A 12,567-nucleotide genomic window follows, 5' to 3' on the forward strand; every position below is an offset into this window, starting at 1 on the left:
AAGGCTGAGTATGAATGGCTTTCTTGTTTTTTAATAGGAAAAAAGGTAAACTTAACTTGTATATACAAGTCAAGTTTTAAATGTGATAAGGAAGGTGACAACACATGAATGAATGGTGGAGAAAGTCAGTCGTATATCAAATTTATCCAAAGAGCTTTAATGATACAACAGGAAATGGAGTAGGTGATCTACAAGGGATCATTGAAAAGCTCGATTACTTAAAGCATCTAGGAGTAGATGTACTTTGGTTAACGCCGGTGTATGCATCCCCTCAAAAGGATAACGGGTATGATATTAGTGATTATTATTCGATTCACCATGAATACGGTACAATGGAAGACTTTGACCGTTTACTAGCAGAAACGCATAAGCGTGGAATGAAACTAATTATGGATCTAGTCGTGAATCACACTTCGACTGAGCATGGTTGGTTTAAGGAATCTAAGCAATCAAAAGACAATAAGTATCGTGATTTTTATATTTGGAAAGATGCAGTAGACGGGGGTGAGCCGACTAACTGGCAATCTAAGTTTGGAGGGAATGCTTGGAAGTGGGATGAGAAAACCGAGCAATACTACTTACACTTATTTGATGTGAGCCAAGCTGATCTGAATTGGGAAAACGAAGAGCTACGTCAACATGTCTACGAGATGATGCATTTTTGGTTTGATAAAGGAATTGATGGCTTTAGGTTAGACGTAATCAACTTGATTTCCAAAAATCAATCATTCCCTAATGATGACGGTTCTGTTGCACCGGGAGACGGACGGAAATTTTACACAGACGGACCGCTTGTTCATGAATATTTACAGGAAATGAATCGTGAAGTTTTATCAAAATACGATAGTATGACGGTTGGAGAAATGTCATCAACTTCAATTGATCACTGTATTAAATATTCAAATCCAAAGCGTAACGAACTCAGTATGACGTTTAATTTCCATCACTTAAAAGTTGATTATCCGAACGGAGAAAAGTGGGCACTCGCTGATTTTGACTTCAAAGCCTTAAAGCAAATCCTTACAAAGTGGCAAGTTGAAATGAATAAAGGTGGAGGTTGGAACGCGTTATTTTGGTGCAACCATGACCAGCCCCGTGTCGTTACTCGTTATGGAAATGATCAAGAATTTCATAAAGAATCTGCAAAAATGCTTGCGACAACTGTGCACATGATGCAAGGGACTCCTTATATTTATCAAGGTGAAGAGTTTGGAATGACTGACCCGAAGTTTAAGTCTATCGATCAGTACCGTGATGTCGAGACCCTTAACTATTACGAGATCATGAAAGAAAAAGGGATAGCTGAAAGTGAAATTATGGCGATCATCGAGCGTAAATCTCGTGATAACTCAAGAACACCTGTTCAATGGAATACTAGTGAGCATGCTGGCTTTACAGCGGGAACACCGTGGATTGATGTAAGTGAGAATTACAAGCAAATTAACGCCGAGAATGCCGTAGCCGATCCAACCTCCATCTTCTATCATTACAAAAAGTTAATTGAGTTACGTAAAGAATACGAGGTGCTCACTTATGGTGATTACAACTTAATTTTAGAGAATGATGATCAAATCTTTGCTTATGTACGTACTTATCAAGATGAACAATTAGTCGTTGTTAATAACTTCTATGGACAAGAAGCGTCAATTGATCTTGAGCAAGTTCTAGGTGAATTTGCACAGTCGAAGCTTTTAGTATCGAACTACACAGATTCAGCTGAATTACCCGAACTTAAAACGCTACGCCCTTATGAATCACTCGTTTATCAAATTAAAAATTCATGATAAACTACGATGGGTGGTAAATAATGACGAAAAGTAAATTCCGATTAATTTATGATGAATTAGCCCAAGAGATCCAAAAAGGAAATAGAAAAGCCAATGACCTTCTTCCTTCTGAGAATGAACTTGCAGAGACGTATCAAGCTTCTCGTGAAACAATCCGTAAAGCGTTAAAGCTACTCTCAGAACATGGGTACATTCAAAAAGTTCAAGGGAAAGGGTCGATTGTGCTTGATATAAGTAAAATTGATTTTCCGATCTCGGGGCTAGTTAGCTTTAAGGAACTAGCGGATAAAATGGGGAAACGCGCAAGAACGACGGTAGTATCCATAGAGCGTCAACGCATTAATGAATTCTTAAAAGAACATCTTCAAACGCAAGAAAGTGAAGAAGTATGGTCTGTAGTACGTGTGCGCGAGATCGATCAAGAAAAAATCATTCTTGATAAAGACTTCTTACGTGCTGAGATTGTCCCTTCTTTAACAAAAGAAGTGTGTGAACAGTCCATTTATGCGTACTTGGAGAAAGAGCTCGGGCTGGTTGTGAGTTTTGCGAAAAAGGAAATTACTGTAGAAGAGCCGACAGAAGAAGACCTGAAATTATTAGATTTAGAAGGCTATTCAACAATTGTGGTCGTTAAAAGTCATGTTTATTTAGATGATGCACGACTTTTTCAATATACTGAATCAAGACATAGACCAGATAAATTTCGTTTTGTAGACTTTGCCAGACGAGTGAGGTAAGAGAAGAGAGCCTAATCAATTATGATTGGGCTCTCTTTAAGTTGTTTTGTTAGGATGTTACGTTTGGGTTTTGTATAATGAATGTAAATAGCAGGATCTAAAGGAGGAAGTAGAAATGACAAGTGTTCATGACTTTTCTGTGCAAACCTCAAAAGGTGAAGAAGTAGCTTTATCGAAGTATGAAGGCGATGTAATGGTCATTGTTAATACGGCCACAAAGTGCGGATTAGCTCCGCAATTCGAAGGTCTTGAGAAACTTCATCAAGAATACAAAGATAGAGGCTTATCGGTTCTCGGTTTTCCTTGTAATCAATTCATGAATCAAGAACCAGTCAATGATGACCAAATGACTGAAGCGTGCAATGTGAATTTTGGTGTGACCTTTCCTTTGTTTGCAAAAATAAATGTAAATGGGTCAAATGCACATCCCCTATACAAGCATTTAAAAAAAGAACAAAAAGGACTTCTAAGCTCAGAGATCAAATGGAATTTCACGAAGTTTCTTGTTGATCAAAAAGGGAATGTTGTGAAGCGATTTGGTCCTAATACGCCTCCAGAAAAAATGGAAGAAGATATTAAGCAATTGCTTGATAAATAATTACAAAAAGTAGCTATTTGGAAACATTTTTTTGTTCCAGGTAGCTTTTTTGTCGGTAAAATAGACATGATAAGTAGAACGGTGTAGGTAGGTGGTGGAGTGGTGAGTGAGATGAACGCAATACTAAGTAAAGCTTCAATATTTTTAAGCGAATGTTACAAAGAGCTCGGTTATTCGCCTATGGAGCTAGAAAGTAGACTTCAAGAAGTTAGTCGGGAAATGAAAGAAACAGGCACCTATACACATACAACAGAAGAATTACGACACGGAGCAAAAATGGCTTGGCGAAATAGTAATCGCTGCATTGGTCGCTTGTTTTGGGAGTCGATGCATGTACTTGATGAACGCGAAGCTACAACGGAGGATCAAGTAGCAGAGGCGCTATATTATCATTTGAAATATGCGACAAACGCAGGGAAGATTATCCCTACGATCACCGTATTTAAGCCTGTATATAACAAGAAGGTGCCCGTAAGAATTTGGAATCATCAATTAATTCGCTATGCAGGCTATGAAAATGAAAAGGGTATCATTGGAGATCCCGCTTCGATTGCTTTTACGAAAAAATGTCAGGAGCTTGGTTGGCAGGGTAAGGAGACCCCTTTTGATATATTGCCTCTTGTTATCCAATGTGATCATAAAGAGCCAAAATGGTTTGACATTCCAAAAGAGTGTATTGTAGAAGTTGCGATTACTCATCCTACAATTAATTCGTTTAGTGACTTAAAGCTTAAGTGGTACGGGGTTCCGTTTATTGCTGACATGAGGCTTGAAGTTGGGGGCATTGATTATGTTGCCGCACCATTTAATGGATGGTATATGGGGACAGAGATTGGAGCAAGAAATTTTGCCGATGAGAGTAGGTACCATATGCTTCCTAAAGTGGCAGAACTTTTAGGACTTGATTGTCGGAAGGAAGCCTATCTGTGGCGTGATGAGGCTTTAGTTGAATTAAATCGTGCGGTGCTTTACTCCTTCAAAGATGCAGGTGTGAGCATCGTTGATCATCACACAGCGGCTAAACAGTTTAAGCATTTTGAAGAGAAGGAGCATGAAGCAGGAAGATCTGTAACAGGGACATGGTCTTGGTTGATCCCGCCAGTTTCACCAGCGACCACTCATATTTTTCATAAAGATTATGAAGATAAAGTTTTGACTCCAAACTACTTCTATCAAGACCTACCGTATGATTAAAAACATACACTCTTATTGAAAGAACAATAAGAGTGTATGTTTTTTTATGGAGGGTGAAGGTGCATGTTGAAGAACGTTGCGATACAATGAATTGGTAGAGAAGACGAACAGTAAAGGGCGGACGAATATGAGTATTTTACAAGTAGAACATTTAACGAAAACGTACGGTGAAAAAACGCTTTTCAATGATCTTTCATTTACTATTGGAGAGAAAGAGAGAATAGGATTAATTGGGATTAACGGAACTGGGAAATCTACTCTGTTAAAAGTTCTTGCAGGGATTGAGGGTATGGATCAAGGAGAATTAATTCATGCTAATGACTTTCAGGTAGAGTACCTCCCACAACAGCCAGAGCTTGAAGCGGGGCTAACCGTTTTAGAACAAATTTATTATGGTGACTCCTTGATTATGAAAACGATGCGAGCTTATGAGGAAATGGTATTAGCGCTAGAGAAGGACCCTGCGAATGCGAAAAAACTTGATTCTCTTATGAAGCTTCAACAAAAAATGGATGAATTAGATGCGTGGGAAGCCAATACAACAGCAAAAACCATTTTAATGAAGCTAGGAGTAAGTGACTATACAGCCTCAGTCGACACTCTATCAGGTGGACAGAAGAAGCGTGTAGCCATTGCAAAGGCACTGATTCAGCCAGCTGATCTCTTATTGCTAGATGAGCCTACAAACCATCTTGATCATAATACGATTGAATGGCTTGAAGGATTTTTGGCTCAATATCGTGGAGCCTTTGTCGTGATTACGCATGATCGTTATTTTCTTACAAGGGTGACGAATAAAATGATTGAACTTGATCGAGGAACCCTCAATCAATATGAAGGGAATTATGAGCAATACCTCTCGTTAAAAGCAGAACGCGAAGAACAGGAATTATCACAAGAACGTAAGCGTCAAAATTTATTGAGAAGAGAGTTAGCTTGGCTTCATCGTGGAGCAAAAGCGCGTACAACAAAGCAAAAAGCGAGAATACAGCGTGTGGACGAATTAAAAGAAGATAACCCAGAATTTATTAACCGAGAATTTGACTTTGCGATTGGTTCTACTAGGTTAGGAAAGCAAGTACTTGAAGTTAAAGGTTTAACAAAACAGTTTGGGAATAAACAATTAATAACAAACCTCGATTATTTGATTGTTAAAGGAGAACGCCTTGGAATTGTTGGTCCAAATGGAAGTGGTAAAACGACTTTATTAGAGCTTCTTGCTGGTAGAGAAACTCCTAGCAATGGAGAGGTCATTGTCGGTGAAACCGTCAAAATTGGTTATTATACTCAAGAAGATGAAGAAATTGATGGGAACTTACGGGTGATCGATTACATTAAGGAAATAGCAGAGATTGTTCATACGGTTGATAAAGAGGTCATTACCGCTGAACAAATGCTTGAGCGGTTTTTATTTCCTAGGTCGATGCAGTATACCTATGTAAGACGCTTATCAGGAGGAGAAAAGCGTCGGTTGTATTTACTTAAGGTGCTGATGGGCGAACCAAATGTATTATTTCTAGATGAGCCTACCAATGACTTAGATACTCAAACGTTATCTGTGCTTGAAGATTATTTAGATCAATTTCCTGGAGTGGTGGTAACGGTATCCCATGACCGGTATTTTCTTGATCGAGTTGTTGATCACTTATTAGTGTTCAGAGGTGATGGAGCGATTGAACGTTTTCAAGGACATTACAGTGATTATTTACAATCCATGCTTCAAGTCAATTCTAGTGAGAAGAACGTTGAAAAGGTAGACGATCGAAAAGCTGAAAAAACTAAACGAAAGCTATCTTACCATGAACAAAAGGAATGGGACGGGATTGAAGAAAAAATTGAAAAGCTAGAAATGAAAAAAGAAGAATTAGAAAAATCGATAAGCGGCGCTGGAAGTGATTACGGAAAGATTAGTGATTTGATGGCGGAGAAAGTGAAGTTAGAGAGCGAGCTTGAGGCGTTAATGGAACGTTGGGAAGAGTTATCGATTATGATTGAAGAAATGAAAGGTTAAAAAAAGTTAGATAAATATTGTACAAAACCCTCGCTAAATTGTATAAGTACGATACAATATAGTAATAAGTTACCGATAATAGAGTAGGATTTTTAGTGAGATACCTACGGCCATCAACAAGGAGATGACTGCTTGAGACAAGTAGCAACCGCCGTCCAAGAAGTAGTCATAAAAGATGATGCATTTCTTGCGCGTTATGGTGGTGAAGAATTTGCAGTCCTAAAGAGCGATGCGACTAAAGAGGAAAGCATTAGATTGGCTGAGAAAATAAAAGAGACGGTCTACAAATTAAACATACCTCATGAAAACTCACCGGTAGATCATGTTGTTACGGTCAGTGTAGGAGTAGCGGTAAAGGAAGATCACACTTCTCTGAGCAATGAAGTATTTTTTTATTGGGCAGATAAAGCGATGTATCAAGCGAAAAGAAATGGAAGAAACCAAGTATTGATGTATCAAAGTAACGTCTAAGGAGGTATAGACGTTACTTTTTTTGATATTATTGAATGTTTTTGATTGAATATGAATGTTTTTGAATGTATACTCATAGTAATAAAGAAAGCTAGAGGTGTTTAAAGATGCTGACATTTGAACGTCAAGAGCTGATCTTATCCATGCTTAAGGAGCAGCAAACCATAAAGATGCAAGAAATAGTTGATGAAACAGGTGCTTCGGAGTCAACGATTAGAAGAGATTTAAAGGAGTTAGAGCAATCAAATAAATTAAAGCGCATACATGGTGGGGCGACTTTATTCCAAAAAAAATTAGTAGAACCAACCATTGCAGAAAAAACCGTCAAAAACCGTCATGAAAAACGTTTAATCGCTCAAAAAGCGGCTGAACTTATTGAAGAAGGAGATTGTCTGTTTTTAGATGCAGGTACGAGTACTGTTGAATTGATTCCATTCCTTAAAGGAAAGAATATCGTTGTTGTTACAAATGGGTTAACGAATATTAGCGAGTTACTCGAGGCTGAAATTGAGACCCATGTTGTCGGGGGTTATGTAAAAAAAGGAACCAGGGCCTTCGTAGGAAGAGGAGCTATTCAATCTTTAGAGGGATACCGTTTCGATAAAGCGATTATTGGTGCAAATGGAATTAGTATTCAAGATGGGTGTACGACGCCAGATCCTGAAGAAGCATTTATTAAGGAGCTAGCTATCAAACGATCTTCACAAAGCTATGTATTAGCAGATCATACAAAGTTTGGAGAAGTTTCGTTTTCCAAATTTGCAGATTTAAACGAAGTAACCATTATTACGAGTAATCAAGTAGAAGAAGATATGATCGAGCAGCTTCTTCGTACTACGAAAGTCGAGGTGACACCTGCATGATCTATACGGTAACACTAAACCCCGCTGTAGACTATTTTCTCGAAATTGACGAACTAACGCTAGGGCAAGTTAACCGTTCTATAGGAGAACGCAAAGCACCTGGTGGAAAAGGGATTAATGTTTCGAGGGTATTAAAAAGGCTAGGATATTCAAGCGAAGCTTTAGGGTTTGTAGGCGGATTTACAGGAAGATTTATTGAAGATGCGCTACATGATGAAGCAATCCAAACAAACTTTATTAAAGTAAACGGAGATTCACGAATCAATGTAAAAGTGCACAGCGAAGAGGAAACCGAATTAAATGGAACGTCTCCAGAAATCAGCAAGGAACAACTTCAACAATTAGAGTCTCAATTGAAGAAGTTAACTGAAGGAGATGTTTTGGTATTAGCAGGGAGTGTCCCGACCACTCTTTCTGTATGCCTATATCAAGATATGATTTCAATCGCTAGAAAGCAAGGTGCATTTGTTTGTTTGGACACAAGTGGAGAGCCATTGGATAAAGCGATTCAAGCAAGGCCATCTTTCATCAAACCGAATCATCATGAACTAGGGGAGATGTACGGTGTTGACATAAAAGAAGTACAACAAGCTATTCCATATGCAAAGGACTTGGTGGGAAAAGGGATTGACTATGTACTTGTATCATTTGCAGGCGAAGGAGCTTTTCTTGCGACAAAAGAAGAGATGTATTTTGCGACACCTCCTCGTGGCATCGTTCAAAATTCAGTTGGGGCCGGTGACTCGACGGTAGCTGGTTTTATCGCTGCTATGCAAGAGGGTAAGACGGATCGAGAAGCACTTTCTTTTTCGGTAGCGGCAGGGAGTGCAACAGCCTTTTCAAAGAGTTTTTGTGAACGAAAAGAAGTAGAGGAATTTAGTCAAACGATTGATGTGAAAAAATGGGAAGAGGTGAATGTAGATGAGAATCTCTGATTTATTAAAGAGAGAGACAATCGTGCTTGATATGAGCGCGACTGAGAAGGAATCGGCTATTGATGAGTTGGTTCGTTGTTTAGATGTTGCTGGTAGATTAAAAGATGCTAGCGAATACAAAAAAGCGATTCAAGCTCGTGAAGATCAGAGCACAACAGGGATTGGGGAAGGGATAGCGATTCCTCATGCGAAAACGTCTGCAGTACTTACGCCTGCTATCGCTTTTGGTCGTTCGAAAAAAGGTGTGGATTATGAAGCGTTAGATGGCCAACCGAGTTATCTATTCTTTATGATAGCAGCTTCGGAAGGGGCAAATAATGAGCACTTAGAGACATTATCAAGGCTCTCAACTTATTTAATGGACGAAAGTTTTCGTCAGTCGCTTCTGCAAGCGTCTACAGAAGAAGAAATCTTAAAAGCGATTGACGATAAGGAAATTGAAGAAGAAGGGGAAGAAGAGGTACAAGATACATCTAGTAATCATGAGATTGACCTACTGGCTGTTACAGGGTGTCCTACCGGTATTGCACATACGTACATGGCTGCAGATGCCCTTAAAGAAGAAGCTCGTAAGCAAGGTGTTTCGATTAAGGTTGAAACGAACGGATCTAGTGGAGTGAAAAATCGCTTAACAGATCAAGAAATTACACAGGCAAAAACAATTATTATTGCAGCAGATACAAAAATTGAGATGGATCGATTTGATGGTAAGCCAGTCATACAAGTTGGGGTCACAGATGGAATTAGAAGACCTAAACAATTAATTGAAGAAGGCTTAGCTGGCAATGCTCCAATCTATCAATCTAGTGGAGGCTCTTCTACACAAAAGAGTAGTGGTGAAGCCCAAAAGAGAAGTGGATTTTATAAGCATTTAATGAATGGTGTATCAAACATGCTCCCGTTTGTTGTTGGGGGTGGTATCTTAATTGCGATTTCATTTATGTTTGGTATTGATTCCGATAACCAATTTGCCCAAATGTTAAGTGAAATTGGAGGAGGAAATGCTTTCTTCCTTATGGTACCAGTGCTTTCTGCCTTTATTGCGATGAGTATTGCTGATCGTCCAGGCTTTGCAGCGGGTATGGTTGGTGGATTGATTGCTTTGAATGGTGAAGCTGGGTTCCTGGGAGGGTTAATTGCCGGTTTCCTAGCAGGTTATATTGCTCTTTTAGTGAAACGTGTACTAGAAGGTTTACCGGCTTTCTTGGAAGGAATAAAAACTATTTTGTTCTATCCTGTATTAAACATTTTCTTAACAGGTATGATTATGCTTATCCTTGTCACGCCACTCTCTGCTTTTAATAACGGTCTTGAAAATTGGCTTGGTGGAATGGGCACGACGAATATGGTGATATTAGGATTGATCCTTGGCGGAATGATGGCGATTGACATGGGTGGTCCGATCAACAAAGCTGCCTTCACGTTTGGTATTGCGATGATTGATGCTGGTAATTTTGGACCTCATGCAACTGTTATGGCAGGGGGGATGGTTCCTCCATTAGGGATTGCGTTAGCAACGACTTTCTTTAAGCAAAAATTTACAAAACAAGAACGAGAAGCAGGAAAAACCAATTATGTGTTAGGAGCTTCTTTCATTACAGAAGGAGCGATTCCATTTGCAGCTTCAGATCCGGGTCGAGTGATTCCGGCTGTTATAACAGGATCAGCAGTAGCAGGTGCTCTTACCGCATTATTTGGCATTGGACTTAGAGCACCACACGGCGGAGTTTTTGTTATTCCATTAGTAGAAGGTGGGTTCTTACTTTACGGTTTAGCAATCTTGATCGGTTCTGTGATAACCGCGCTAATGTTAGGGATGTTAAAGAAAAAAGTACTATAAAAAAGCAAGACCAAAGTGAAAAGCTTTGGTCTTTGTTTTATTTTAAAACAGTTGTTGATATGTCTGACTTTTCTATATACTTATCTATACAGGTCAAGATAATAAGGGGATTAGTAAATGAAGGGCATAACAGACTGTTTGGAAGCGACGATAGAAGATCTTCAAGAAAAAATGAATAAAAAAGAAGTAACATCCAGAGAACTTACGCTGCATTATTTAAAACGAATTGCCACTTATGATCAGTCGTTATCATCTGTTCTTGAAATAAATCCCGAGGCTGTTCATATTGCAGCTTCCCTAGATGTAGAGCGTGAACGAGTTGGGGCTAGAAGTATCCTGCATGGAATACCTATTCTTCTAAAGGACAATATTGATACAGGTGATAAGATGCATACAAGTGCTGGAACACTCGTCCTTAAGTATTCTTATGCGAAGAAGGATGCTTTTCTTGTACAAAAATTACGAGATGCAGGTGTGGTTATCTTAGGAAAAACCAATATGTCAGAATGGGCTTTTTTCATGTCTAGTGAAGGAATGCCTAGTGGGTATAGCGCAAGGGGAGGCCAAACCAACAACCCATATGGTCCAGGTAAATTTGATGTAGGTGGATCGAGTTCGGGTTCAGGAGCAGCTATTGCAAGCAACCTTGCTGTGGTGGCTGTAGGCACAGAAACCTCTGGATCTATTTTGAGCGGCTAGCCAGAATAGTTTAGTCGGGAAACGAATAGGGGTTGTGCGTGACTCTAAAATAATGGATGCGTTAGATCAAGATAAAAAAGTACTGTATGAGAAGGCATTAAAACAACTAGAGGAGGCAGGGGCAAAGGTTATTGATCATGTAAGCATACCTTCATCCTCTCGTGAGTGGAGCTATGATGTTCTCACTCATGAATTTAAAGCTAATTTAAACGCATACTTAGCTAGACTTGAGGCTTCTGTAGCTAACAGGACGTTAAAAGAAATTATTATGTGGAATCGTGAAAACAAAGAAACGGCTTTAGCTTATGGGCAATCTTTGCTTGAGCTATCGGAGCTAACCTCGGGTTCCTTAACTGAAACGGATTATCTTAACGCCTTATATGAGGATGACTATTATTCGAAAAGAGCAGGAATTGATGTCGTGCTAACAGATCACGAGCTTGATGCTCTTGTTTTCCCTAATAATCTTGGCGCTGCTATTCCAGCTAAAGCTGGTTATCCTTCACTAACGGTGCCTGCAGGTTATACAGAAGCAGGAGAGCCTGTTGGGATCACATTCACAGCAAAAGCTTGGGGTGAACCTCTCCTTATAGAAATAGCTGAGGCATATGAACAAGCGACAAAAGCAAGGAGACCACCTTTTCTTTTAGCCCGACTATCGATTAAAGAATAGGTTTATGGTAAACTATACGTATAAATGAATGATTTCCACTAGGGGTGTCAGTGTAGCTGACTGAGAGAGGATAACCTCAACTCTTATAACCTGATCTAGCTTGAACTAGCGTAGGGAAGTGGTGTGGCACATCAAAACTCGTTTGATCTCTTATGTGTACATGACATCCCCTTCGTGGAACGAAAGGGGATTTTTTGATGGATCGTGAACGTTTAACGATTATGATTGAAGTAGCAGTGATGGCAGGTCTTGCACTTGTCTTAAGTTTTGTGAAATTTGGGGCGTTATGGGCGATGGGAGGATCCATCTCTTTAGTTATGGTACCAATCTTTTTAATTGCGTTTCGCCGTGGTTTTAAGGTGGGAATCTTGACGGGTCTATTAGTTGGGTTGCTAGGGTTAGTAACAGGTCCTACGATCGTTCACATTGTGCAGCTAGTCCTTGATTACCCACTTGCTTATATGGTCCTTGGAGTGGCTGGAATCTTTGCTGCTAAAAAAGGTCAACTGGCTCCAAAAGCAAGTGTTATTGTTGTCGGTTTATTGCTTGCAACTTCTTTGAGATTTTTAAGTCATTTTTCATCAGGGGTAATCTGGTTTGGCCAATACGCTCCTGAGGGTATGAACCCAGCTATTTATTCACTCTTTTATAACTTATCTTATTTAGTGCCTGAAATGCTGATTACAATGGCTTTACTTTTGTTCTTGGCTAAATCGTATCCACAGTTTTTTAAAACAAGATCTTTAACCTAAATATTCT

11 protein-coding genes, 1 pseudogene and 1 riboswitch are annotated in these 12,567 nt (G+C 39.3%); all 12 genes and pseudogenes read left to right on the forward strand.

The genetic code is table 11. The annotated features are described in order from the left end of the window. Nucleotides 1–104: 104 nt before the first annotated feature. The 12 genes and pseudogenes from treC (at nt 105) to thiT (ending at nt 12,560) form a co-directional block, all read left to right on the forward strand. Nucleotides 105–1,784 (forward strand): alpha,alpha-phosphotrehalase, encoded by a 1,680-nt coding sequence (gene treC, locus RYX56_RS15585; RefSeq protein ID WP_317122978.1) that lies wholly within the window; start codon nt 105–107, stop codon nt 1,782–1,784. 23 nt (nt 1,785–1,807) lie between these two features. After that, nucleotides 1,808–2,524: a trehalose operon repressor gene (treR, locus tag RYX56_RS15590; RefSeq protein WP_317122979.1), complete on the forward strand. Its 717-nt coding sequence runs from the start codon at nt 1,808–1,810 to the stop codon at nt 2,522–2,524. A gap of 115 nt (nt 2,525–2,639) precedes the next feature. Continuing rightward, nucleotides 2,640–3,122, forward strand: coding sequence for a glutathione peroxidase (locus tag RYX56_RS15595; protein WP_317122980.1), 483 nt, complete (start codon nt 2,640–2,642; stop codon nt 3,120–3,122). 111 nt (nt 3,123–3,233) lie between these two features. Beyond that, nucleotides 3,234–4,316 carry a nitric oxide synthase oxygenase gene (locus tag RYX56_RS15600; protein ID WP_317123074.1) on the forward strand — a complete coding sequence of 361 codons (1,083 nt, stop codon included), beginning with the start codon at nt 3,234–3,236 and terminating at the stop codon, nt 4,314–4,316. A 127-nt stretch (nt 4,317–4,443) separates the two neighbouring features. Further along, nucleotides 4,444–6,327 carry an ABC-F family ATP-binding cassette domain-containing protein gene (locus tag RYX56_RS15605; RefSeq protein ID WP_317122981.1) on the forward strand — a complete coding sequence of 628 codons (1,884 nt, stop codon included), beginning with the start codon at nt 4,444–4,446 and terminating at the stop codon, nt 6,325–6,327. A 111-nt stretch (nt 6,328–6,438) separates the two neighbouring features. Next, nucleotides 6,439–6,798, forward strand: a pseudogene (locus tag RYX56_RS15610) (diguanylate cyclase); the annotation flags it as partial. A 107-nt stretch (nt 6,799–6,905) separates the two neighbouring features. Then, entirely contained in the window at nt 6,906–7,661 is a 756-nt protein-coding gene (locus tag RYX56_RS15615; protein ID WP_317122982.1) for a DeoR/GlpR family DNA-binding transcription regulator, read from the forward strand. Continuing rightward, on the forward strand, nt 7,658–8,596 hold the full coding sequence (gene pfkB / locus RYX56_RS15620; protein WP_317122983.1) for a 1-phosphofructokinase: 939 nt from the start codon (nt 7,658–7,660) through the stop codon (nt 8,594–8,596). The genes RYX56_RS15615 and pfkB overlap by 4 nt, the downstream gene beginning before the upstream one ends. Further along, the gene (locus RYX56_RS15625; RefSeq protein WP_317122984.1) at nt 8,583–10,436 is read left to right on the forward strand and encodes a PTS fructose transporter subunit IIABC; all 1,854 of its coding nucleotides are present in this window, start codon (nt 8,583–8,585) and stop codon (nt 10,434–10,436) included. The genes pfkB and RYX56_RS15625 overlap by 14 nt, the downstream gene beginning before the upstream one ends. A 117-nt stretch (nt 10,437–10,553) precedes the next feature. Next, on the forward strand, nt 10,554–11,135 hold the full coding sequence (locus RYX56_RS15630; protein ID WP_317122985.1) for an amidase family protein: 582 nt from the start codon (nt 10,554–10,556) through the stop codon (nt 11,133–11,135). 34 nt (nt 11,136–11,169) lie between these two features. Continuing rightward, on the forward strand, nt 11,170–11,808 hold the full coding sequence (locus RYX56_RS15635; RefSeq protein WP_317122986.1) for an amidase family protein: 639 nt from the start codon (nt 11,170–11,172) through the stop codon (nt 11,806–11,808). 30 nt (nt 11,809–11,838) lie between these two features. Then, nucleotides 11,839–11,942: riboswitch (TPP riboswitch) on the forward strand. 63 nt (nt 11,943–12,005) lie between these two features. Next, complete coding sequence (gene thiT, locus RYX56_RS15640; RefSeq protein ID WP_047973100.1) at nt 12,006–12,560, forward strand: energy-coupled thiamine transporter ThiT; 555 nt, start codon at nt 12,006–12,008, stop codon at nt 12,558–12,560. Nucleotides 12,561–12,567 lie beyond the last annotated feature (7 nt).

This window comes from Alkalihalophilus lindianensis (genome assembly GCF_032843265.1).
Taxonomy (GTDB): domain Bacteria; phylum Bacillota; class Bacilli; order Bacillales; family Bacillaceae_D; genus Alkalihalophilus; species Alkalihalophilus lindianensis.

Coding starts and splice junctions, on each gene's coding strand:
- treC (WP_317122978.1), top strand. CDS start 105: ATGAATGAATGGTGGAGAAAGTCAGTCGTATATCAAATTTATCCAAAG.
- treR (WP_317122979.1), top strand. CDS start 1,808: ATGACGAAAAGTAAATTCCGATTAATTTATGATGAATTAGCCCAAGAG.
- RYX56_RS15595 (WP_317122980.1), top strand. CDS start 2,640: ATGACAAGTGTTCATGACTTTTCTGTGCAAACCTCAAAAGGTGAAGAA.
- RYX56_RS15600 (WP_317123074.1), top strand. CDS start 3,234: ATGAACGCAATACTAAGTAAAGCTTCAATATTTTTAAGCGAATGTTAC.
- RYX56_RS15605 (WP_317122981.1), top strand. CDS start 4,444: ATGAGTATTTTACAAGTAGAACATTTAACGAAAACGTACGGTGAAAAA.
- RYX56_RS15615 (WP_317122982.1), top strand. CDS start 6,906: ATGCTGACATTTGAACGTCAAGAGCTGATCTTATCCATGCTTAAGGAG.
- pfkB (WP_317122983.1), top strand. CDS start 7,658: ATGATCTATACGGTAACACTAAACCCCGCTGTAGACTATTTTCTCGAA.
- RYX56_RS15625 (WP_317122984.1), top strand. CDS start 8,583: ATGAGAATCTCTGATTTATTAAAGAGAGAGACAATCGTGCTTGATATG.
- RYX56_RS15630 (WP_317122985.1), top strand. CDS start 10,554: ATGAAGGGCATAACAGACTGTTTGGAAGCGACGATAGAAGATCTTCAA.
- thiT (WP_047973100.1), top strand. CDS start 12,006: ATGGATCGTGAACGTTTAACGATTATGATTGAAGTAGCAGTGATGGCA.